This window comes from Gemmatimonadales bacterium (assembly GCA_041390145.1).
Classification (GTDB): Bacteria; Gemmatimonadota; Gemmatimonadetes; order Gemmatimonadales; family GWC2-71-9; genus SPDF01.
In genome coordinates this window covers 172,082-192,780 of the sequence record JAWKQM010000004.1, presented here as the reverse complement: position 1 = coordinate 192,780, position 20,699 = coordinate 172,082, and the positions used below count along the sequence as shown (strand labels likewise).

23 protein-coding genes are annotated in these 20,699 nt (G+C 68.3%); 13 read left to right on the top strand and 10 right to left on the bottom strand.

Going from position 1 to position 20,699, the window contains the following annotated elements; translation table 11 throughout:
* Window positions 1-86: 86 nt before the first annotated feature.
* Window positions 87-257 carry a hypothetical protein gene (locus R2910_04395; GenBank protein MEZ4412208.1) on the bottom strand — a complete coding sequence of 57 codons (171 nt, stop codon included), beginning with the start codon at window positions 255-257 and terminating at the stop codon, window positions 87-89.
* A 324-nt stretch (window positions 258-581) separates the two neighbouring features.
* On the opposite strand from R2910_04395, the gene R2910_04390 reads away from it, so the two are divergent.
* From R2910_04390 to R2910_04370, 5 genes are read left to right on the top strand one after another with little or no spacing between them, the layout of a single operon-like run.
* The gene (locus tag R2910_04390) at window positions 582-995 is read left to right on the top strand and encodes a 6-carboxytetrahydropterin synthase (protein MEZ4412207.1); all 414 of its coding nucleotides are present in this window, start codon (window positions 582-584) and stop codon (window positions 993-995) included.
* Complete coding sequence (gene folE, locus R2910_04385; GenBank protein ID MEZ4412206.1) at window positions 988-1,563, top strand: GTP cyclohydrolase I FolE; 576 nt, start codon at window positions 988-990, stop codon at window positions 1,561-1,563. The genes R2910_04390 and folE overlap by 8 nt, the downstream gene beginning before the upstream one ends.
* On the top strand, window positions 1,560-2,255 hold the full coding sequence (locus R2910_04380) for an SDR family oxidoreductase (protein ID MEZ4412205.1): 696 nt from the start codon (window positions 1,560-1,562) through the stop codon (window positions 2,253-2,255). The genes folE and R2910_04380 overlap by 4 nt, the downstream gene beginning before the upstream one ends.
* A complete protein-coding gene (locus R2910_04375; GenBank protein ID MEZ4412204.1) occupies window positions 2,252-3,853 on the top strand; it encodes a peptidoglycan DD-metalloendopeptidase family protein in 1,602 nt (533 codons plus the stop codon). The genes R2910_04380 and R2910_04375 overlap by 4 nt, the downstream gene beginning before the upstream one ends.
* 3 nt (window positions 3,854-3,856) lie before the next feature.
* Complete coding sequence (locus R2910_04370) at window positions 3,857-4,447, top strand: Trm112 family protein (protein ID MEZ4412203.1); 591 nt, start codon at window positions 3,857-3,859, stop codon at window positions 4,445-4,447.
* On the opposite strand, the gene R2910_04365 is transcribed toward R2910_04370, so the two are convergent.
* Genes R2910_04365 through R2910_04355 form a run of 3 tightly spaced genes read right to left on the bottom strand, consistent with a single transcriptional unit; the run spans window position 4,444 to window position 7,433 of the window.
* On the bottom strand, window positions 4,444-6,261 hold the full coding sequence (locus R2910_04365; protein ID MEZ4412202.1) for a long-chain fatty acid--CoA ligase: 1,818 nt from the start codon (window positions 6,259-6,261) through the stop codon (window positions 4,444-4,446). The genes R2910_04370 and R2910_04365 overlap by 4 nt on opposite strands.
* A gap of 21 nt (window positions 6,262-6,282) precedes the next feature.
* Complete coding sequence (locus tag R2910_04360) at window positions 6,283-6,993, bottom strand: hypothetical protein (protein MEZ4412201.1); 711 nt, start codon at window positions 6,991-6,993, stop codon at window positions 6,283-6,285.
* Window positions 6,990-7,433 (bottom strand): tetratricopeptide repeat protein, encoded by a 444-nt coding sequence (locus tag R2910_04355; GenBank protein ID MEZ4412200.1) that lies wholly within the window; start codon window positions 7,431-7,433, stop codon window positions 6,990-6,992. The genes R2910_04360 and R2910_04355 overlap by 4 nt, the downstream gene beginning before the upstream one ends.
* Before the next feature lie 125 nt (window positions 7,434-7,558).
* Between R2910_04355 and R2910_04350 the strand changes: the two genes are divergently transcribed.
* The 4 genes from R2910_04350 to R2910_04335 all read left to right on the top strand — a co-directional run bounded on the left by R2910_04350 (window position 7,559) and on the right by R2910_04335 (window position 11,851).
* Window positions 7,559-8,065, top strand: coding sequence for a phosphoribosyltransferase family protein (locus R2910_04350; GenBank protein MEZ4412199.1), 507 nt, complete (start codon window positions 7,559-7,561; stop codon window positions 8,063-8,065).
* Window positions 8,062-9,438: a TldD/PmbA family protein gene (locus R2910_04345; protein ID MEZ4412198.1), complete on the top strand. Its 1,377-nt coding sequence runs from the start codon at window positions 8,062-8,064 to the stop codon at window positions 9,436-9,438. Before R2910_04350 ends, R2910_04345 begins: the two co-directional genes overlap by 4 nt.
* The gene (locus R2910_04340; GenBank protein ID MEZ4412197.1) at window positions 9,435-10,730 is read left to right on the top strand and encodes a TldD/PmbA family protein; all 1,296 of its coding nucleotides are present in this window, start codon (window positions 9,435-9,437) and stop codon (window positions 10,728-10,730) included. Before R2910_04345 ends, R2910_04340 begins: the two co-directional genes overlap by 4 nt.
* A 68-nt stretch (window positions 10,731-10,798) precedes the next feature.
* Window positions 10,799-11,851: a DUF4097 family beta strand repeat-containing protein gene (locus R2910_04335; GenBank protein MEZ4412196.1), complete on the top strand. Its 1,053-nt coding sequence runs from the start codon at window positions 10,799-10,801 to the stop codon at window positions 11,849-11,851.
* 7 nt (window positions 11,852-11,858) lie between these two features.
* On the opposite strand, the gene R2910_04330 is transcribed toward R2910_04335, so the two are convergent.
* From R2910_04330 to R2910_04315, 4 genes are read right to left on the bottom strand one after another with little or no spacing between them, the layout of a single operon-like run.
* Complete coding sequence (locus R2910_04330; GenBank protein ID MEZ4412195.1) at window positions 11,859-12,431, bottom strand: 4-vinyl reductase; 573 nt, start codon at window positions 12,429-12,431, stop codon at window positions 11,859-11,861.
* Between the two features lie 21 nt (window positions 12,432-12,452).
* Window positions 12,453-14,462, bottom strand: coding sequence for an NAD-dependent DNA ligase LigA (gene ligA / locus R2910_04325; GenBank protein ID MEZ4412194.1), 2,010 nt, complete (start codon window positions 14,460-14,462; stop codon window positions 12,453-12,455).
* The gene (locus R2910_04320; GenBank protein ID MEZ4412193.1) at window positions 14,459-15,241 is read right to left on the bottom strand and encodes a GAF domain-containing protein; all 783 of its coding nucleotides are present in this window, start codon (window positions 15,239-15,241) and stop codon (window positions 14,459-14,461) included. Before R2910_04320 ends, ligA begins: the two co-directional genes overlap by 4 nt.
* Before the next feature lie 14 nt (window positions 15,242-15,255).
* Window positions 15,256-16,032 (bottom strand): hypothetical protein, encoded by a 777-nt coding sequence (locus tag R2910_04315; protein ID MEZ4412192.1) that lies wholly within the window; start codon window positions 16,030-16,032, stop codon window positions 15,256-15,258.
* A gap of 46 nt (window positions 16,033-16,078) precedes the next feature.
* On the opposite strand from R2910_04315, the gene R2910_04310 reads away from it, so the two are divergent.
* Window positions 16,079-17,404 carry a thymidine phosphorylase gene (locus R2910_04310; GenBank protein ID MEZ4412191.1) on the top strand — a complete coding sequence of 442 codons (1,326 nt, stop codon included), beginning with the start codon at window positions 16,079-16,081 and terminating at the stop codon, window positions 17,402-17,404.
* Between the two features lie 41 nt (window positions 17,405-17,445).
* Entirely contained in the window at window positions 17,446-17,883 is a 438-nt protein-coding gene (locus R2910_04305) for a DUF6526 family protein (protein ID MEZ4412190.1), read from the top strand.
* Window positions 17,884-17,901: 18 nt separating this feature from the next.
* On the opposite strand, the gene R2910_04300 is transcribed toward R2910_04305, so the two are convergent.
* Together R2910_04300 and R2910_04295 are read right to left on the bottom strand one after the other, a co-directional pair.
* A complete protein-coding gene (locus tag R2910_04300) occupies window positions 17,902-18,420 on the bottom strand; it encodes a phosphatase PAP2 family protein (GenBank protein ID MEZ4412189.1) in 519 nt (172 codons plus the stop codon).
* Window positions 18,417-19,292 carry an alkaline phosphatase family protein gene (locus R2910_04295; GenBank protein MEZ4412188.1) on the bottom strand — a complete coding sequence of 292 codons (876 nt, stop codon included), beginning with the start codon at window positions 19,290-19,292 and terminating at the stop codon, window positions 18,417-18,419. The genes R2910_04300 and R2910_04295 overlap by 4 nt, the downstream gene beginning before the upstream one ends.
* A gap of 177 nt (window positions 19,293-19,469) precedes the next feature.
* On the opposite strand from R2910_04295, the gene R2910_04290 reads away from it, so the two are divergent.
* Both R2910_04290 and R2910_04285 read left to right on the top strand, forming a co-directional pair.
* Window positions 19,470-20,147 carry a glycosyltransferase gene (locus R2910_04290; GenBank protein MEZ4412187.1) on the top strand — a complete coding sequence of 226 codons (678 nt, stop codon included), beginning with the start codon at window positions 19,470-19,472 and terminating at the stop codon, window positions 20,145-20,147.
* On the top strand, window positions 20,080-20,694 hold the full coding sequence (locus R2910_04285; GenBank protein ID MEZ4412186.1) for a glycosyltransferase: 615 nt from the start codon (window positions 20,080-20,082) through the stop codon (window positions 20,692-20,694). The genes R2910_04290 and R2910_04285 overlap by 68 nt, the downstream gene beginning before the upstream one ends.
* Window positions 20,695-20,699: the final 5 nt, after the last annotated feature.

The window sequence follows — 20,699 nt, the reverse complement described above, 5'->3', positions numbered from 1 at the left end:
CGTGACTCACACGAAGCCACGACGTACACGAAGGAGCAACCAGAACGGGAAATGTTGTGTTCGTGGCTTCGTCTGCTTCGTGTGAGTTAACCCTGCTTCTTCGCCTCCGGCCTGAGCGCCCACCAGCGCACCAGCAGCACGACGCCGGTCGCGAGCAGGAGATGGACCGCGCCCGCCTTGATGCCGACCGGCACCAGGAGGACATACCAGAGCGCCAGGGTGGCGAGGGCGAGGACCAGCGAAAGGCGGGACGACATGGGAGCGCTCCGGCGTCGTTGTTGACGGGGTTGGGACCGGTCCGTATCTTAGCAGTGTCGGGCGGTGGTGGGGAACCATGTGCTTGAGCCAACAGGTCCGTAGATAGGGTCCGCATACTCTGGCTGATGCCACGCCCCTCGGGGGAAGACAGACGTCAGGGCGAGGATACCGCAGCTTTCTTTCGGGCTTCAAGACACCCTCCCCACCATCGTCCGCCTCCCGGCGCCGACGCACCTCGTCGGCGCTTTGTGCTTCCGGGCCACCCGGCGCTTGACCTCGCCGGCAATTCGCCCAATTTCCGTCATCCACACTCGGGAATCCCGATGCCGTCCTGCGCCGTCACCCGGCGGGTCCACTTCAACGCGGCCCACCGCCTCCATAACCCCGCCGAGTCCGACGAGTGGAACCGCTCCACCTTCGGGCCGTGCAACAATCCCAACTACCACGGGCACAACTACGAGCTCGAGGTGACCGTCGAGGGGCCGATCGACCCGAAGACCGGCTACGTCCTCGACATTGCGGTGTTGAAGGAACTCGTGGACACACGCGTAAGTTCCGTGCTCGATCATCGCAACCTGAACCTTGATATCCCCTACTTTCGCGAACACATCCCGTCCGCCGAGAACATCGCCGTCTTCTGCTGGGAGGCGATTGCCCCGGTGCTCCCCGCCGGCACCCTGCACCGGGTCCGGCTCTGGGAAACCCCGAGGAATTATGTCGAGTACACCGGTGGCTGACACGCCGCTCGCCCCCCATGTCCGCGCCCTCCTGGCCGGCATCGGCGAGGACCCCGAACGCCAGGGGCTCGTCAAGACGCCGGAGCGGGTGGAGGCGTCGCTCCGCTGGCTGACCCGCGGCTATGGCCTGACGGTCGAGGACGCGGTCGGGGATGCGCTCTTCGAGGAGGCACACGAGAGCATGATTCTCGTGCGCGACATCGAATTCTATTCCCTCTGTGAGCATCATCTGTTGCCCTTCTTCGGGGTGGCGCACGTGGCCTATGTGCCTGATGGGCGGATCCTCGGCCTGTCCAAGCTCCCCCGCATCGTCGATGTCTTCGCCCGGCGCCTGCAGGTCCAGGAGCGCCTCACCGACCAGGTGGCGAATGCCGTCATGGATGTGGTGGCTCCCCGCGGCGTTGGCGTCGTGCTCGAGGCGTCGCATCTCTGCATGATGATGCGGGGGGTCGAGAAGCAGCGCTCGCGAACCGTCACCAGTGCGTTGCGCGGCATCTTCACCAGCGACTCCAAGACCCGCGCGGAGTTCCTGCGGCTCGCCCACGGAACCGGGGCGGAGTCGGAGTGACCGCGCTCCGGGGACGGATTGCGGTGGTGACGGGAGCCTCTCGCGGCATTGGCGCCGCCACCGCCGACCTCCTCGCACGTGAGGGGGCCAGGGTGGTGCGGATGTCGCGCAGCCTCGCCCCCCGGCACGGCGAGGACACCCTTGATCTCCGCTGCGACGTCACCGACGCCGCGCAGGTGCAGGTGGCCGCCGACCTTGTGCGGGCAGAGTGGGGGACACCCAACCTGCTGGTGAACAACGCCGGCGCCTTCCACCTGGCGCCGTTCGAGGAGACCACCACCGCCGAGTTCGACGCGCAAATTGCCGCCAATCTGCGCGGCACCTGGCTGGTGGCCAAGGCGTTCGTGCCGATGATGCGTTCCGGCGGCGGGGGCCGGGTCGTGACGGTCGGCTCCGTCGCCGACCACCATGGCTTCCCCGGCAACGCCGCCTACGCCGCCGCCAAGTTTGGGGTGCGCGGCCTGCACGAAACGTTGTTGGCGGAACATCGTGGCACCGCCGTCCGCTTTACGCTGGTTTCGCCGGGCCCGACCGACACCGCGGCATGGGACGCCGTTGATCCCGATTCGCGGGAGGGTTTCACCCCCCGCGCGAAGATGCTCCGGCCCGAGGATGTCGCCGCGGCCATCGTCTTTGCCGCCACGCGCCCGTCGCATGTCGAGCTCGACTGGCTGCGGCTCGGGCCTGCATGACACGTACTCACTTCACCCCTATCCCGGTGCGCGCCATGAAGTGTATTCGATGGATGGTGCTCAGCCTCGCCCTCACGCCGGCGATCCTCGCCGCGCAGTCCGCCCTCCCTCCGCTCCCCGACACGACCGGTTGGGGCGTGCATGTCCTGACGCTCGTCCGCGACCCGTCCGGCGGAATCTGGGCGGGGACGTACGGTCGCGGCATCTACGTCCTCCCGGCCGGTGGCGTGGCGTGGGAACAGATCAAGAGCGACACGACCCCGGAATCCCTCTCGTGGGATTTCGTGGCGTCGATCGCGTTCGGGTCCCGTGGCGAGGTGTGGTACGGAACGGTCGGGAATGGCTGGGGAGTGTCGACAGACGGCGGACGGAGCTGGAAGAACTGGACCCTGAGCGAGCTCGGCCCGGAATGGCAATACGTGGCGCCGGCCGGCATCGTGGTGCGGGGGAACTCGGTCTGGATCGGCACGGCGGACGGGCTGCAGATGACCCTCGATGCCGGCGAGCACTGGACCGCCTACGTCGATGCCACCGGCCCCGCCGCGCGGGGCCCCGCCGATAGCGCCCTCGTCGTGCTGCCCAGCGAGTACATCCGACGTATTGCCCGCTCCCGCACCGGGATTCTCCTCTCCACGCTGGCCGGCTCGGTGGCCCTGACAAGGAGTCCGGACGGCGCGGTGTCGATTTCCCAGCGCGGCTACGCCGGATTCCCGCCGCTCGCCCGCCTCGGCAACTGGAAGGGCACCCTCTGCGGTATTCGTGAAGTGAGCGATACCACTCCCTGCTACGAGCGCGCCGGGCGGCTGGCCCGTCCGGCGGAGGCGCCTGCCGCCCCGAAGACCACCTGGTTCGAGCGCCCGATCTCCCTGGAGGACAACAGCTACATCGACCAGACGTACCGGTATGGTTCCACGATGGGCGGCAACTTTCAGCCCCATCAGGGCGTCGAATTCAACAATCCCGACGGCACGCCGGTGCACGCCATCGGCAGTGGGGTGGTGGTGTATGCCGGGCCCGCCGAGGCGGGCGCGCTGACCGTGGCAATTCGGCACGACTCGGTGCTCAAGGCGGACGGAACGAAGTATCTCTACTCCGTCTACTACCACAACTCGGCATTGAAGGTGTCCCTGGGCCAGCGCGTGGCCACCGGGGATGTCATCAGCGAGGTCGGCAATACCGGACGGGCCACGAACGACCATCTCCATCTCGAGGTGCACGTTTCCCCGGTCGAGGATGTCCAGCTGATCGTGGACTCGCTCCAGCGCTATCCGGAATACACCACCAATCCGGAACTCTGGATCCAGCCGCTCCCCGGGACCGGCATCGTGGCCGGGCAGGTGCTGGACGACGACGGGAGGTTGGTGGAACAGGCGCGCATCTACGGCATTATCAAGCCGGAGCCGGCCGAGACGCCCTATTCATTTGCGGAGACATACGGACCGAAGAACCATCCCCATCCCCTCTACGGCGAGAACTTCGCCGTGAGCGACGTGCCCCCGGGCACCTATCTCGTCGGGACAGAGATCAACGGGCGGAAGGTCTTCCGCACCGTCACCGTGGAGGAAGGCAAGCTCACCTGGGTTGTCTTCCGACCATAGTCCATGTTCATCGAACTCACCGACATCCTTCGCTGTCCCGAGGAGCACGAGGAGAATGTCCTCGTGCTCCTTCCTGACACGGTCGTCGACCGGCAGGTCCAGGGCGGCCAGCTTGGCTGCATGGACTGCGGCAGGGTCTACCCCGTTCGTGATGGGGTCGCCGAGTTCATCCCCACCCCGGCCGAAGTGCATCGGTCAGATCGACTCACCGGTCCCGCGATGGCCGCCCTCCTCGGGCTGGGCGGGCCGGGCGGCTATGTGGCGATGGTGGGTGGAGCGGGGGAGCACTGGGAGGCGTTCGCGGCGGAGGCCGAGGGGGTCCATGTGCTGGCCGTGAACCCCCCGCCGGGAGTGGCGAGCGGCCGCGGCGTGAGCCTGGCCCACGCCGCGCGCCTTCCGGTGAAGAGCCGCCACCTCCGCGGGGTGGTGCTCGGACCGGGCTTCGCGTCGGACGCCGCGTGGCTTGCCGATGCCATGCGCTGCCTGCTGCCGGGCCTCAGGGTCGTGGGCGAAAGCGAGACCCCGTCCCTGCCGGAGCTCGAAGTGCTCGCCAGCGCGGACGGGGTCTGGGTGGCGCGGACGCGGCGCGTTTAGTAGACCGTTTCCACGCCTCCGGCAGCATACAACTCCTCGATCCGATCCTTGTGGATCTTCTCCACGACCCGCCGCTTCACTTTCAGCGTCGGGGTCAGCTCGCCGGTCTCAATGCTGAAGTCCCGGTCGAGAATGAGGAACTTCTTCGGCATTTCGTATTGCGCGAGTTCGCGCAGGGTCTTCTTGATCTCCCCGGTCAGCTTGTTGTGCACCACGATGTCAGCCAGTAGCGCCTGGTCGGTGCGCCCGGTCATGCCCTCGGCTTCCGCCCATTTCCGCACGCTCTCCATGTTCGGCACTACGAGCATGATCGGGAACTTGCGCTTGTCGCCGATCATCACCGCGTTGAGGACCATCGGGTTGGTCTTGACCAGGTTTTCGATCGGCTGCGGCGCGATGTTCTTGCCGCCGGCGGTCACGATGATGTCCTTCTTCCGGTCGGTGATCTTCAGGTAGCCGTCGGCGTCGAGCTCGCCGATATCGCCGGTGCTGAACCACCCGTCGGCGCTGAGCACCTCGGCGGTGGCCTCCGGCTTGTTGTAATACCCCTTCATCACGTTGGGGCCACGCGTGAGGATCTCACCGTCGGGCGCGATCTTCACCTCCACGCCGGGCACCAGCTTGCCCACGGTCCCGAAGCGCGAGCGCCCGAAGCCGTTGACGGTGATGACGGGGGAGGTCTCGGTGAGGCCGTAGCCCTCCATGATCGGCAGGCCGGCGGCGTAGAAGAAGCGGGCAATGTCGGCCGACAGTGGCGCGCCGCCGGAGACGAAGAAGCGGAGTCGCCCGCCAACCCGCGCCACCAGCTTCGAGAAGACGAGCTTGTGCGCGACGGCGTACTTCAGGCCGAGCCCGGCCGGGATCGGCTTCCCCTCGATATCCAGTTCCGCCCAGGCCTCGCCGATCCGCTTGGCCCAGATGAAGATCTTCTGCTTGAGCGGGGAGCCCGCCATCGCGTTTTCGAGGACGCGGGCGTAGATCTTTTCGTACAGGCGGGGCACCGAGCAGACCACCGTGGGGCGGAGCTCTCCCATTTCGATGGGGACGCTCTCGATGCTGGTGGCGTAGTTGATGATGGCGCCCATCTGGGTCATGCAGTAGTGGCCGGCCATCCGCTCGAAAATGTGCGAGAGCGGAAGGAACGAGAGGCACTCGTCGGTCTGCCGGAGGTCGAGGACGGCGAGGCCGGCCATCACGTCCGAGGTGATGTTCCCGTGGGTGAGCATCACGCCCTTGGGATCGCCGGTGGTGCCGGAGGTGTAGATGATGGTGGCGAGGTCGTCTGGCTTGACGGCCAGGGCGTCGGCGCGCCACGAGGGGTACTTGTCCAGCGCGTTCCGACCCTTGGCGACGACCGATTCGAAGCTGATGGCGCCGCCGGTCGCGGCCTCGCCGTCGAAGACGATGACGTTCTTGAGCGCCGGCAGGTTGCCCTGGATCTCGAGAATCTTGCTCAACTGCGCGGCCGACGAACAACAGACCGCGACGGCGCCGGAATCGCGCAGGATGTACTCGATCTGGTGGGCAGGCAGCGTGGGATAGACCGGGACGTCGGCGCAGCGGGCGGCAAGGCAGGCAAAATCTGTGATGGCCCACTCCGGCCGGTTCTCGGAGAGAATGGCCAGCCGGTCGCCGGCACGGACCCCCATTTCACAGAGGCCGACACTAAAGGCGTGCACCTGGGAGAGGAGGTCGGCGAAGCTGAGGCCCGTCCAGGTGCCGTCCCGCTTGACGCGGAGGGCGACCGGGCGTGTTGCCGAGCGGTCCATGGCCCCGAAGAAGAGCTCGGTGAGGGTGCGAGGCGCGGTGTTCACGGTACCTCCAGAAATTCCCGGCTACGGGCCGAAACGAATGATCCAGCGCTGCCCCGACCCGGGGACCGGCTGGTTCTCTTGGTATCGAGTGGCGCGAATTTCGACGATGGCGCTGTCCGGCGCCGCCAGCGCGGGCTTCCGGGACAGCACGACGGGGTTCGTCGGTTCCCCACTGCTGTTCGTCAGCGCCGTGTCGGCCAGCTGGCCGTTGCCGAACACCAGGGCGGCGCTGGCGGTATCTGCGTAGACCGGCTCGATCAGTTCATAGATGATCGGGCGGCCGGCGACAGGCGCGGGAGGATTGAACGCCTCGAGCCGGGCCACCAGGGGTGGTGTGGCGGTCGACAGCAGGGTGTCCACGACGATCGTGTCCGGCGGCACCAGGATCAGCGTGTCCGGGGATGCGTAGACGGTGAGAATGTTGAGGGGCGACACGAGCCCGTCCGTGGAGGCCTGCACCCGGCCCTGTCCCGGCAACTTGCCGAGCACCAGTCCGGTCGCGCTGTCCACCGCGATGGTGGCGGTATCCGGGGTCGACCAGACGATGTCCGCCGGGACGACATCGCCGTTCCGGTTGAGCGCGATGACGCTGTAACTCACGGTGTCGCCCACCTCGACGGCGGCGCCCGGGGGGGACGTGACCTGCAGCGCGATGACGGTGTCATCGCTCGAACTCAGGTCGCTGCAGGCCGCCAGCGCCAGCAGCGTGAGCACCGCGACGCCGTGCCTCATTCCGCGCCCTCCGCCGCCGCGCGGTCCGCTTCCTCCAGCGCCGCCTCCGCGTGCTTGATCCACCGCTCGGCGTCCGGTCCTTTGGGCGGCCGCGCCAGGAACGCGCGCAGGTGCTCCGCGGCCTGCGCCGAATCTCCCCGTTTCAGCAGGAGGAACGCCACCCCGTAGTGGGCGCCCACCAGGCCCGGATCCAGCTCGATGGCACGCCGATAGTGCCGGACGGCCTCATCCGGCTGGCCGGTCTTGGTGAACGCGATCGCCATGTTCTGGAGAATCCGTGTGTCCTGCGCGTTGTCGCGCAGCGCCAGCCGGTAGGAGGTGAGGGCCGCCTCGAAGTCCCCCTGCCGTTCGAGCGCCAGCGCCTCGTTGAGATAATCGAGGCGCTGCGGTCGCAGCGTGGAGGACTTGCCCTTGCCGAGCAACCGACGCCAGAAGCTCATACGGTCGGCGGATCCTTGACGCAGGGTGAGAAGGGACTCAAGTCGTGGTGTCCTCGCAAGATAGCCCCAATTTTGGGGGGTCGCAATGCGGTTGCTCGGCCCGGGACGACCGGGTAGCTTGGAGCATGGCGAAAGCACCAGTGACCGATACCCGCGACGTGATGGAAATTGACTGGGCCTTCTTCGGGGAGGTCTGTCGGGCGCTCGCCCTGAAGGTGGCCCGGGAGTTCGACCCCGAGGTGGTGCTGGGCATCGCCAAGGCTGGTGTCATGCCTGGCGTCGTGGTCGCCTCCATCCTGCAGCGGGAATTCGCCTCGATGGTGGTCTCCCGGCCCAGTGGCCGCAAGGCGCCAGTGCTGGTGGCTGGGCCACCCGCCACCATCCGCGGCCGCCGCGTGCTGGTCGTGGACGAGACCTGCGAGTCCGGGAGCACGATGAAGGTGGCGCTGAGCGAGGTGCGCCTGCTCCAGCCCTCGGAGGTCAGGACGGCCGTCTCGTTCAAGACCGGCCCCTACCAGCCGGACTATCACGCCTTCGAAACCGACAAGTTCATCATCCTGCCCTGGGATCGTGAAGTCGTGGTGGACGGCGAACTGGTTCCCCATCCCGAGTATGCCGCCCGACGTCCGTGAAAAACCGGCTCCGCGACGCCATCCAGTCCTCCCGGGCTGACTTCACTGAAATCCGCCTCGAGCGCAGTGTGACTTCGGCGGTGACCTTCCGCGGCCCCCGCCTGGAAGGCGCCACGGTCTCCACCGACGAGGGCGGCTTCGTCCGATGCCTCAACCGTGGATACGGCTGGGGCGTGGCCAGCTTCACCTCCCTCGAACATCTCACCGCCATGGTGGCGCGGGCCCACGAGCTGTCCCTCGCGGTGCGGCTCGACACGCCGATCCGGCTGGCCGACGTGCCGGTGCGCGAGGCGGACGTGACGCTCCCGCTCGGAGGGGACGTCCGCGGCATTCCGCTCGACGTGAAGAAGCGGCACCTCCAAGACCTCAACGCGCTGATGCTGGGCCGGGATCGCCGGATCGTCGATACCCAGGCCGGCTACCGCGACGAGGTCGTCGAGTACTGGTACGCCAATTCCGAAGGCACCATGCTCTCGGAGGTCCGGCCGGAAGTGACCCTCTCGGCCGTGTCCGTGGCCCGGGAACAGGGCACGGTCGAGCGGGCGCTCGAGTCGTTGGGGCGTCGTTCAGGCTGGGACGCTGTCCAGGGCCGGGAGGCGCAGTTCCTGTCCGCCGCGGACCGCGCCGTGGCGCTGCTCGGCGCCCCGAGGGTGCGGGGCGGCACCTATCCGGTGGTGCTCGACCAGAAGCTGGCAGGGGTCTTCGTGCACGAGGCGTTCGGGCACCTGAGCGAGGCGGACTTCGTCTACGAGAATCCGCAGGCCAGGGAGATGATGTCGCTTGGCCGGCGCTTCGGCGGGCCCGACCTGACAATTGGAGACGACGGGAGCGCCGCCGCCCTGCGCGGCACGCTCCCGTTCGACGACGAAGGCACGCCGACCCGGAACACGGTCCTGATCCAGAACGGGGTGCTCGTCGGGCGGCTCCATTCGCGCGAAACCGCCGCCAGGATGAACGAGGCCCCGACCGGCAACGCGCGGGCCCTCTCCTTCCGCCACCCCCCGATCGTGCGGATGACCAACACCTACATCGCGAATGGCAGCGGGACGCGCGACGATTTGTTCAAGGACATCAAGCTCGGCATCTATGCCTGTGACGCCCAGGGGGGGCAGACCTTTCTCGAGGACTTCTCGTTCACGGCAGGACACGGCTACATGATTCGCGACGGCCAGCTCGCCGAACTGGTCAAGGATGTCGTCATTGCGGGCAATCTCTTCCAGACCATGGACCGCATCGACCGGATCGCCGGGGACTTCCAGTGGAACGAACTCGGCGGTGGTTGCGGCAAGGGGGGGCAGGCCCCGTTGCCCGTGACCGAAGGCGCGCCACACATCCGGATCAGCGAGGCGCTGGTGGGCGGGGTCCTGTCGTGATCGTCCGTCTCCTCGAGCTCGCCACGGCTCGCACAGAGGCCGCCGACGTTACGCTCAAGACGGATGAGACGGTCACACTCCTCTTCGAGGCGGGCCGTCTGAAGAGCACCTCGTGGTCGCAGGAGCAGGGCGTCAACCTCCGCGTGCTCGCGGGCGGTCGCCTTGGGGTGGCCGGCTCTACCGCGGCCACGCCGGACAGCGTCGTGGAGGCTGCGCTGGCGTCGGCCGCCATCGGCGAGCCGGTTGAATTCCTCTTGCCGGCCCCCGCGCCGCTCCCGGAGGTACGCACCCACGCTCCGGCCGCTGCCGCCGCCTCCGTCGCTGACCTGACGGCGCTGGGTCAGTCGCTCCTCGAGCGACTCTCCCACGACGGCTGGCAGGTGAACGTGACGGTGGAACGGAGCGCCGGGTCGGTGCGGGTGGCAAACAGCCGCGGCGTCGAGGCGACCTACGACGTGACGACGGTGCTGCTCGCCGCCGAAGTCACGCGGGTCTCCGGCGACGACATCCTGATGGTCGGGGACTACCACGCCGCCGCAGACCTTCCCGGGGAGCCGGTCGTCGCCAGGCTGGCGGAGTCGATCGGCCGGCGCATGCGCTGGGCGGAGCGAGCCGCGCCGCCTCCGCGGGGCGAATTGCCCGTGCTCTTCACGGCGGCCGGCTCGGCGGCACTCTTCCTCCCGCTCCGGCAAGCGTGCCAGGGGAAAGCGGTGTTCCAGGGCATCTCGCCGCTGGGAGGCCGGATTGGGGAGCGTGCGTTCGACCCGAGTCTCTCCCTCGTCGACGACCCGTGGGTGGCCGGGGCACCCGGCTCACGCGCCATCGACGACGAAGGGGTCGTGACGCGCCGCTTCCCCCTGGTCAGAGCGGGAGTGATCGCCGGATTCATTTACGACCTGGAGACGGCGGCTCGCGCCGGCGTCCCCGCCACCGGGCATGCCAGGCGATCCACCTTCGGCAAACCGCAGGCCGCCTACTCCAATCTCGTTGCCGCCCCCGGCGACCTGTCGTGGGAAGAGCTCGTCGCGCGGATCCCGGACGGGCTGATCGTCGATGAGCTGATCGGCGTCGGGCAGGGCAACGTCATCGGCGGCGCATTTTCGCATCCGGTGGCCCTCGCGTATCGCGTGACCGACGGAGAGATCGTGGGCCGCGTCAAGGACGCCGCTGTCGCGGGGAATGCCTACGAATTGCTGAGCCGCATCTCCGGCCTCGGCCGCGACATTGAATGGCGGGGGAGCATGGCCATGCCGCCCATCCTGCTGGAAGGGGTCTCGGTGGCCCCGCGGTAGATCGGCTGCAACCTTTTGGCTGATTTGCCCGTCCAACCTCCTGATACCTTCCCCCAGGAGCTCGCACCGTGAACCGTCCCGTCCGCCTCCTTGTCGCCGCGCTCGTCCTCTCGACGGCACCGCTCGCCTCCATGCAGGCCCAGCAGGCCGAGCGATTCGAACTCGCCGGATCCAACATCCAGGTCTACAACCTGATCGGAAACCTCTCGGTTGAGGCCGCCTCTGGTGGGGCCGCCTCGGTGGAGGTGAAACGGCAGGGTGCCGACGGTGCCAAGCTCACGGTGGAGCAATCTGGGGGCACGCTGCGGGTCATCTATCCCGGCGACCGGTTCGTCTACCCGGCGATGGGCAGCAATCACGAGACCACGCTCCGCCTCGATCGCGACGGCACCTTCAACGGCGAGAGCTACGGCGGAGGGAAGGGCCCCCGCGTGACGGTCTCGTCACGTGGCAGCGGCCTGACCGCGTGGGCGGATATCCGCCTCATGCTGCCCTCCGGGGCTCGCGCGGAGCTCAAACTCGGTGTCGGCAAGGTGACACTGGCCAACGTCGACGGGTCGATCAGGGTGCAGACCGCGAGCGGCGATGTCGCGGCCACGGGGACGGCGGGGTCGCTCTCGATCGACACCGGCTCAGGTGACGTGACCATGGCAGGGCACGACGGCGGTCTCTCGGTCGACACCGGGTCGGGAGACATCACGCTGAGCAACATCAAGACCGGAGACCTGTCGCTCGACACCGGTTCCGGCGACGTGCGGGTCGACGGGGTCACGGCGAGCGCCCTCTCGGTGGATACGGGGTCGGGCGACGTGACGGTCACCACTGCGGCCGTCGGCAACGTGGAGGTCGATACCGGGAGCGGCGACATCCGCATCGGCCTGACCGGTGACGTCAGCGAGCTGTCGGTGGACACCGGCTCGGGCGACGTGGAGATTTCAGCGCCGAAGTCGCTCGGGGCCATGGTCGAGATCGAGACCAGCAGCGGCGACATCACGACTGAATTCCCGCTTCAGGTGACGCGGAAGGGTCGCGATGGTCTCAGGGGAACGATCGGGGATGGGAAGGGCAGGATTACGATCGACACCGCGTCGGGTGACGTGACGCTGCGGCAACGGTCGTAGAGAGTTCCTATGAGGCGCTCGGCACTGGGCCGAGCGCCTCGACGTACGTCAGGCCCCTGGACATCCGGTCGTACAGAACGGAGAGGGATTCCGGCGCGCCGACAAGGAAGCGGCACTTGCTGTCGCCCCGCGTCCGGCACTCGACCTCCATCACCGCCACCTGGCTCTGGGCCATGCGTCCGAGGAAGTCGGCGAGCATCCCGCTGGTGAGATGGCAGGCGGGGTAGGAGCTGCCCTGGTCCGGGGCGGCCTCGGCCCAGTCCTCGCTGTCGAGCGCCATGACCGCCGGGGCCAGTTCACTTACCGTCAGCGTCCCCCATCCATAATCCCCGAAAAATCCGCGCAGCGCTTCCGGCAGGTAGGCGGCGTCGAGGTCCGCCGGCTGCACGACGCCGTAGGCCGTCTGGAGCCACGCGCTGAAAGCGCTGAAGAGCCCCTCACCACCGGCGACGCCTGCCTCCTGGAGGAGCGCCGCGGTCTGCACGCCGCGATCGCGGTCGAGGCTGGCGCGGAGCTGGTGGAGGGCGCGCCGGCCGAGGCCGAGGCACTGGTACTGGGAAAACGGGGCTGGGCTGGTCATGGGTTTCTCCTCGCCGGAAGATTACGGGCGCTGGGCGATGCGGCGCAAGAGCTCTTCCTCATCGATCACCGGGATTCCGAGGGCGGTGGCCTTCTCGAGCTTGCTGCCCGCGTCGGCGCCGGCCACGACGAGGGAGGTCTTCTTGCTCACCGAGCCGGCGACGTGTCCCCCCGCGCGTTCCACCAGCGCGGTCGCCTCGCTCCGGGAGAGCGAGGGGAGGGCCCCCGTCAGGACGACGGTCAGTCCCTTGAAGGGCCCGTCGGCCTCGGCGGCATCCGGTTCGGTCATGCCGAGCCCGAGCACCTCGAGCCGCGCGACGAGCGCCCGGTGGTGCGGCGTGCGGAAGTAGCGATGGACGGCCTCGGCGATGATCGGCCCCACGCCGGGCACGGCGTTCAGCTCTTCAAGGGTGGCGTCCCTGAGCGCGGCCATCGTCGCGAAGCGCCGGGCCAGCAGCACGGCCACCGTCTTCCCGACATGATGAATGCCGAGGCCGAAGAGCAGTGTCGAGAGGGGGCGGGACTTCGAGTCCGCGATACCCTTGACCAGCAGCGCCGCCGACTGCTTGGCGAACCGTTCGAGTTCGACCAGCTGCTCCGCCTTCACCTCGTAGAGGTCGGCCACGTCGGCGATGAGCTTCGCGTCGAGCAGCTGCCGCACCCGCTCGTACCCGAGGCCGCGGATATCCATCGCCTCGCGCGAGGCGAAATGGACGATGCCCTCCAGCACGCGCCCGGGGCAGGCCTCGTTTGGGCAGTAGCGCACGGCCTCGTCGGGCGGGCGCTGGAGCGGGGTGTCGCAGGCGGGGCACCGCGCGGGCATCGCGTAGGGGGTTTCCGTGCCGTCCCGGCGCTCCCGCAGGGGGCCGATGACCTTCGGAATGACTTCTCCTGCGCGGACGAGTTCCACCCAGTCCCCGACGCGGATGTCCTTCTCGGCGATCACGTCTTCATTGTGGAGCGTCGCGGTGCTGACCGTCACGCCGCCCACCTCGACCGGCTCCAGCACGGCATACGGCGTGATGGCCCCTGTCCGGCCGACATTGACCCGGATGTCGAGGAGGCGCGTCACCACGACTTCCGGGGCGAACTTGCGGGCAATGGCCCAGCGCGGTTCGCGGCCGCCAACCACGCCCAGGTCGTCGTGCAGCGCGAGATTGTCGATCTTCACGACCACGCCGTCCGCCTCGAAGGGCAGGGTGTGGATCAGTCCCTCGTAGCGAGCGATCGCCTCGCGGACCGCGACGAGGTCGTCGTGTCGCGCACGGTGCGGCGCCACCGGAAATCCCCAGGCGGCAAGCTGGTCGAGTACCTCCCATTGCGTGGTGGCCGCCAGCTGCCCGGCGATGACCTCGACGTGAAAGGCGAAGAGGCCCAGCCGGCGGCTCCGGGTAATCCCCGGGTCGAGCTGCCGGAGGGATCCCGCGGCCGCGTTGCGGGGATTGGCAAACGGCGCCTCGCCGGCCCCCTCGCGGTCGGTGTTCAGCCGCTGGAACCCCTTGATGGAGAAGTACACCTCGCCCCGGACTTCCATCAGCGCGGGGTGGTTGGCGCCCTGGAGCATGAGCGGCAGGCCCGGAATGGTCCGAAGATTGGCCGTGACATCCTCGCCGACGGTGCCGTTTCCGCGCGTCGCGCCGGTGACAAACCTCCCCTCGGCGTACGTCAGGTTGATGGCCGCGCCGTCGATCTTGATCTCGGTCGTGTAGCCGCCCGTCCGCGCATCGGAGTTGCGCCGGGCGTTCCGGTCCTCCCAGGCGACGAGCTCCTCGTCGTTGAAGGCGTTGGCGAGCGACAGCATCGGGCGGAGGTGGGTGTGCTTCTGGAGGGCTGTGGCCGGCTCGGCGCCCAGCCGCTGGGTGGGGCTGTCGGGGGTGACGAGGTCCGGGTGGGCGGCCTCGAGCGCCTGGAGTTCGCGGAAGAGGCGATCGTACTCCGCGTCCGAAATGTCGGGCGCATCGTGCACGTAGTAGGCGATGTTGGCGCGGTCGATCAGCCTTCGGAGTTCAGCCGCGCGTTCCGCCGGGCTCACCGTCCGGCGGCCTCCTGCGCCAGTACCGTCCTGGCCACGCCGACGAGACGGTCAAGTTCTTCCGCCGTGGCGCGGCCCAGCTGGCCTTCCTCCCACGGCCCCTCCTTCTGGGCGTACGCCTCCAGCAGTCTGCGGATGAAGCCGAGCAGGGCGACGCGCTCCCGGTCCTCCTGGCGGCCGGTCCCCTCTTCGCCCCGGCGGGCCTGGAGCCGCTCGAACCGGTGGGCGTTGCGCAGCGCCTTGGCGGTGAGGCTGGCCACGACCTGGCAGAACTTCACGTCCACGTCGGAGAAGCTGGGGCCGTCGCGGAAGGTGCGGAGGAAGATGGCCCCGATGGGGGTCCCCCGCCACGTGATCGGCACCACGGTGATCGACTTGACCCGCCGGTGGGTCAGCGCACCGCGGACGTGGCGCAGCGTCGGGTCGTTGACGGCGTCGGGAATGAACACCGTCTGCCCGGAATGGATGGCGCGCTTGAGTTCCGGGTAGCGTTCCAGGTCCACGACATAGTTCCGGATGCTCGGGTCTTCGAAGCTCGCCACCAGGCGGACGACCTGGCCACCCCGTTCCGACAGGTAGATGGCGCACCGATCGAGCCCGAACGCCTCGCCGAGCTTCTTGGCGATGGACTGCACGATGTCGGCAAAGTGGAGCGAGCCACCGATCTCCTCGAGGATTTCGATGACGGCGAGCAGGTGACGGCGCTCGTGCTCCAGCGACTGGACCCGGGCGGAGAGGCGCTCGAGTTCTTCGGGAGAGGTGCCGGCGGACTGAATCATGAGTGACCGTCCTGTTAGTTCTTGTTCGCGATGGACTGGAGGAGGCTGACGGCGTCCTGCTTCCAGACCGGGTCCATGACGTCGATGAGCGGCAGCGATGGGATGATCGACAGCTGCTCGCGGGCGAGGTCCCATTCCTTGATGTCGATGTAGATCAGGGCCAGATCGTAATGATGATAGATGAAGTCGGGCCGAAGCTGAATGGCCCGCTTCATGTAGGCGACGGCGTTGTCCCACGAGGCCTGGCTGAAGACGGCCCCGCCGAGAAAGCTCTTGGCGAAGAACCGCTCGAAGCCGGAGAGCCGCATGATTTCGGCGTTCCACCGGCCCATCAGGTGGAAGGCGCCGTCGTTCCGGGGGTCGAGCTCGATGGCCTTCAGTCCGTCGGTCCGGATCTCCGTGGCCCGCTGCACCCGCGCCTTCTTCCCGAGGGTCAGGGATGTGCGGCCGATCGCGTTGGCCAGCGCAAACCACCCGTCCGAGCCCTCGGGGTTCGCCGCGACGGCCCGGGTGGCGTACCTTTCGGCCAGCGCATACAGCGAATCCCTGGCCGGATCGGGGATGCTGTCCGGCGTCTGCTTGCCGATATCCACCGCAGCGATCGAGGCCCGCCAGTTGGCCTCGTAACTGGTCGAGTCGATGGCCAGGGCCGCCTGGTAGTCCCGCAGCGCCGACACCGGATTCCGGGCGTCCATGGCGGCAACGCCGGCGCGCACCAAATCGGGTGCGGACTGGGCCTCGGCTGGGGCGGCGATGAGAGCCGCGATGAGGGCGGCGGGCAGCAGGCGCACTACGGCTCCGGGTGTGGGGGTCCAGCGGTTCGGGAGGATGTCCTTAATGGTGATTCCATCGCTCATCGAATGCAAGCGAGACGGGGGGGAGCTACCTCCCGGCACCTGGGCCGCCATCGTGCGGGCCTATGCCGGGGAGGAGATCCCCGACTACCAGATGGCGGCCCTCCTGATGGCCGTCGTCTGGCGCGGGCTGACCGACGCGGAGCTGACCGAGCTGACCGCGGCCATGCTCGCCTCCGGCGACCGGCTCCGATTCGACGGCTGGGAGGTGCCGCGGGTGGACAAGCACTCCACTGGCGGCGTCGGGGACAAGACTTCGCTCCTCCTGGCGCCGATGCTTGCCTGCTGCGGCGCCGCCGTGCCGATGATGTCGGGCCGCGGGCTGGGCCATACCGGCGGCACCCTCGACAAGCTCGAGTCAATTCCCGGCTTCTCCACCCGGATGTCGCTGGCCGATGCCATGTCCCAGGTGCGAACGCTGGGCTGCGCGCTCTTCGGCCAGACCCCCGAGATTGCGCCGGTGGACCGGCGGCTCTACGCGCTGCGGGACGTGACCGGCACGGTGCCGTCGGTGCCCCTCATCGCGGCAAGCATCATGTCCAAAAAGCTCGCGGAGGGACTCAACGCCCTGGTCCTCGACGTGAAGGCCGGCAGCGGGGCGTTTCTCCCGGCCGAGGACGATGCGCTCACGCTGGCGCAGACCATGATCGCCCTCGGCGAGTCGAGCGGCGTGCGCACCGTCGCCCTCGTGACCGCGATGGACCGTCCGCTCGGGCAGGCCTGCGGCAACGCCCTCGAGGTCGAGGAGTGCATCCTCGCGCTGCGGGGCGAGGGGCCGAGCGACCTCATGGAGGTGACGCTGGCGTTGGGCGCTGAAATGCTGATGGCCGCTGGCCTCGAGGGCGATGACACAGCCGCCAGGAAACGGCTGCAGCAGACGATCACCTCGGGGGCGGCGTCGCGCAGGTTCGCGGACATCATCGAGGCGCAGGGAGGCAACCCGGCGATTGTCGACGACCCGGCCGTGCTCCCGCAGGCGGCGAAATCGGCGGTGTACATCGCGCCGGTGAGCGGCACGGTCGCGGCGGTGCACCCAAAGTCGGTGGGGCTCGGTATCAACGCGATGGGCGGCGGCCGGACCCGGGTGGAAGACACGGTGGACCCGTCGGTCGGCTTCGTCATTACCGTGCGCCCCGGTGATGCCGTCGAGGCGGGCCAGCCGTTGGCCACTGTCTTCGCCGCGGATGCGGCCGGCCTGGAGGAGGGCCAGGCGGCGTTGTCGGAGGCGATCGTCATCGGTGCCGCGGCGCCGGTACCACGCCGACTCGTGTCGCACCGTGTCACCAGCAGGGGTGTCCAGGAGTTGTGACCTTGCATTCGCCACTGAACCGCCACCAACCCGAGGTTTCCATGGCCGCAGCACCGCAGAACATGTCCAACCACGCCCGCTATGTGCCGGGGTACCACTACATCCTCTCGACGCTCCTGCTGATCATCCTCGGGTCGCAGATCTACTTCCTGGCGATACGGCCAAGCCTTGGCACGGCACTCGGCATGGTGCTGGCCCTCACGCTGATTCTCCTCTACTTCTACGCGCGGGCGTTTGCGGTGCGGGTCCAGGACCGGGTGATTCGTCTGGAGGAGCGGCTGCGGATGGCGACGCTGCTGTCCGCCGAGTTGCAGGCCCGAATTCCGGAATTCTCGCCGGAGCAGCTCGTGGCGCTTCGGTTTGCCTCGGATGCCGAACTCGAGGCGCTGGCCAAACGGGTGCTGGACGAGCGGATCGCGGATCAGAAGGCGATCAAGGGAATGATCAAGGAGTGGCGGGAGGATAACCTGCGGGTGTGACCCTGCATGGCGTCGGCGTCAGCCGATCAGGCTGACGCCAAGCACCGTGGCCGACGCGATCACCTGGCCGGCGAGAACGTCACCCGGGTAGTGCACCCCGAGGGCCACGCGGCTCCACCCGACCAGCAGGCCAAACCCCACGAGGGGGACAGCGAAGTGCGGGAAGGCGACCGCGTACGCCAGCGTGACCGCGAGGCTCGAGGTGGCGTGCCCGGACGGGAAGGAGAATCGGTCCGGATGGTCGATGCCGATCGGCTTGCTGGGGCGCGGTCGGCCAACGAAGCGCTTGATGACCTGCACGGCCAGGTGAGAGATGGCGAGGCTCGCCGCCGCCACCCACGTGACTGAGCGATCCCAGGGCCGCAACCAGAGCGGGAGCGCGACGGCCGCGATCGACACCGTCGTTCCGCCGGCGTGGGTGATCAGGATCCAGGTCTCGCGAAGCGCGCGTGCGGAATCCTTCGACAGCGACCAGCGCAGGTAAAGCCCCCGGTCCCGTTCCGACAGCTGCCCAATGACTCGGAGGACGCGCGTCACGCGGCGGCCCTGATGTCACCGGCCCCGACCATCGGTACCGGCTGCGGCAGCCGCAGCGCCTCGGCCAGCGGCCGTCCGGTCCAGAGCGCAGGTGGGTGCGAGCCCAGCGCCCAGGCGATTGTTGGAGGGATGTCGAGAAGTGATGCTCCATAGCCGAGGACCTGGGAGATGACCTGTCCACCGGCAAGAATGATTGGGATCGTCGTATCGAGCGGGTGCGCGCTGTTGTGGTCCCGTGCCGTGGCCCCGCCTCCGCCATGGTCCGCAAAGGCGATGAGCAGCGTTGACGGATCATCAACCACGCCGAGGGTCTCCACCATGCGCTGCATCGCGGCGTCCAGCTCCCGGGCGGCTCGCACGTAGGCGCGGGAGCCCCATCCATGCGCGTGGCCTGCCCGGTCCGCATCGAGCCAGTGGAGGATGGTGACTCCCGGGGCGTTGTTTCGGAGGGAGGGCATCGCCGCCTCCAGGATCTCGTCGGCACGATGCCCCTGAAATGTCGCGTCGATCCCGAGTCGCGCCGTGACGCGCGCGGCCACGCCACGCGTGAGCGGGGGCAACCGGCCCCGAAAGGCGCGGACCGGGCAATCCCGGCGCCGCAGCAGTTCCGGGAGCGGGAGGTTCGGACCGCGAGCCCGATTGATCACGATCCGGTCGCTTTCCACTCCGTGGAGGCGTGGCGGCACGCCGGTGAGGAGCGACGTCAGGGCTGACGGTGTGATGCTCGGCCGAACCGTCTGGCCCGCCAGGGTGTACGCACCGCGTTCGGCGAGGCGGCGGAGATGGGGGAGGGGGAAGAGCGGGATCGCATCCGCTCGTAGCCCGTCCAGAATTACGACGAGGACTCGGGTAATTCCGCTCGGGCTTCGCACGGTGGCTCCAGGGTCGAGGGCAAGTTCGGCTCGGGCACACCCCAACCTCACCCAGGCCGGCGACGGCGCGGCGACGACTGTGTATCAATTGTGTCAGCAGGCATTCTGGGGCAGGGTGACGCGTCCGTGACGCCCCGGTGGCGGGTTCGTTGCATGTGACGGGCACCTTTTGCCCACATGCCACTCCCTGACCGCCCGCTTCGGGCTCTCTACTGCACCGATACGTATCCCCCCCAGGTCAATGGCGTCTCGGTGGTCACCGCCCTCTCCGTGGCCGGCCTCATCCAGCGCGGATGGGAAGTGGCGGTGGTCGGCCCCGCCTACCCGCCGGTCAACCTCAACCCCTTCGGCTCGTCCGTCACGTCGGCGCGGCCGCCACAACAGGTCACGATTCCAAGCATGGCCCTGCCGGGGTACTCGGACATCCGCCTCGCCGCCCCCGCGGTGCGGACCATCGACGGCATCATTACGGCGTTCCAACCGGACATCGTGCACAGTGCCACCGAATTCGTTCTCGGACGGATCGGGCAGCGCCAGGCGCTCCGCCGAGGGCTGCCGGTGGTTTCCTCGTACCACACAGACTTCTCTCGCTATACCAAGTCGTACGGCGCGCCCTGGTTGCGTGGTACGGTGCGCGACTACATCGGCCGGTTTCACCGGCGGAGCCGGTGGGTGTTTACCCCCGGCCTCCTGGCGCGGGAGGAACTGACAGCGCTGGGCGTCGAGGACGTGGAGGTCTGGGGAAGGGGTGGACGTGAATGTCTTCGATTCGCGACACCGGAGTTCGATGCTTCGGCAGGCGTACGGCAGCGACGACGCCTTCATCCTACTGCACGTCGGTCGGTTGGCGGCTGAAAAGGGAGTGGAACGGATTCTTGCAGGGTTCGCCGCCGCCCAGCGGGCGCTGCCCGAGCGCGAGGTTCGCCTCATCATCGCGGGCGTCGGGCCGCGCGAAGCTGCGCTCCGCGCTGACGCGCCCGAGGGCGTCTCCTTCCTGGGCAATCTCGACCGGGGGTCGATGCTCCCCACCCTGTATGCGAGCGCCGACGCGTTCCTCTTTTCCTCGCACACGGAAACGCTTGGCCTGGTGATCCTCGAGGCGATGGCCAGCGGCCTGCCGGTGATTGCCGCACCGGCCGGCGGGGTCGCGGATCATCTCCGGGACGACGTCAACGGGATCGCCTATCCTCCGGGCGACATCAGCGCCATGGCCCGTGCGATACTCGCGCTGGTCCGGTCGCCGGCGCTCGTCCGGCGACTGGGAGCGGGGGCAAGGCGGACGGCCGAGGGAATGTCGTGGGAGTTGGAGCTTGACCGGCTCCACGCCAGCTACCGCGAGGTGTGCGAATGCAGCGACGCTCCCCGCGCAGGGCACGAGGAGCGTCGGACCGCGTTGGCTTGAGCGTG

Bases quoted from the DNA above. Each gene is read 5' to 3' on its own strand.
- R2910_04390 (MEZ4412207.1), top strand. From the start codon at position 582: ATGCCGTCCTGCGCCGTCACCCGGCGGGTCCACTTCAACGCGGCCCAC.
- R2910_04330 (MEZ4412195.1), bottom strand. From the start codon at position 12,431: ATGACCAGCCCAGCCCCGTTTTCCCAGTACCAGTGCCTCGGCCTCGGC.
- R2910_04305 (MEZ4412190.1), top strand. From the start codon at position 17,446: ATGGCCGCAGCACCGCAGAACATGTCCAACCACGCCCGCTATGTGCCG.
- R2910_04375 (MEZ4412204.1), top strand. From the start codon at position 2,252: ATGACACGTACTCACTTCACCCCTATCCCGGTGCGCGCCATGAAGTGT.
- R2910_04370 (MEZ4412203.1), top strand. From the start codon at position 3,857: ATGTTCATCGAACTCACCGACATCCTTCGCTGTCCCGAGGAGCACGAG.
- R2910_04360 (MEZ4412201.1), bottom strand. From the start codon at position 6,993: ATGAGGCACGGCGTCGCGGTGCTCACGCTGCTGGCGCTGGCGGCCTGC.
- R2910_04310 (MEZ4412191.1), top strand. From the start codon at position 16,079: ATGGTGATTCCATCGCTCATCGAATGCAAGCGAGACGGGGGGGAGCTA.
- R2910_04395 (MEZ4412208.1), bottom strand. From the start codon at position 257: ATGTCGTCCCGCCTTTCGCTGGTCCTCGCCCTCGCCACCCTGGCGCTC.
- R2910_04320 (MEZ4412193.1), bottom strand. From the start codon at position 15,241: ATGATTCAGTCCGCCGGCACCTCTCCCGAAGAACTCGAGCGCCTCTCC.
- R2910_04350 (MEZ4412199.1), top strand. From the start codon at position 7,559: ATGGCGAAAGCACCAGTGACCGATACCCGCGACGTGATGGAAATTGAC.
- R2910_04290 (MEZ4412187.1), top strand. From the start codon at position 19,470: ATGCCACTCCCTGACCGCCCGCTTCGGGCTCTCTACTGCACCGATACG.
- R2910_04285 (MEZ4412186.1), top strand. From the start codon at position 20,080: ATGCTTCGGCAGGCGTACGGCAGCGACGACGCCTTCATCCTACTGCAC.
- R2910_04355 (MEZ4412200.1), bottom strand. From the start codon at position 7,433: ATGAGCTTCTGGCGTCGGTTGCTCGGCAAGGGCAAGTCCTCCACGCTG.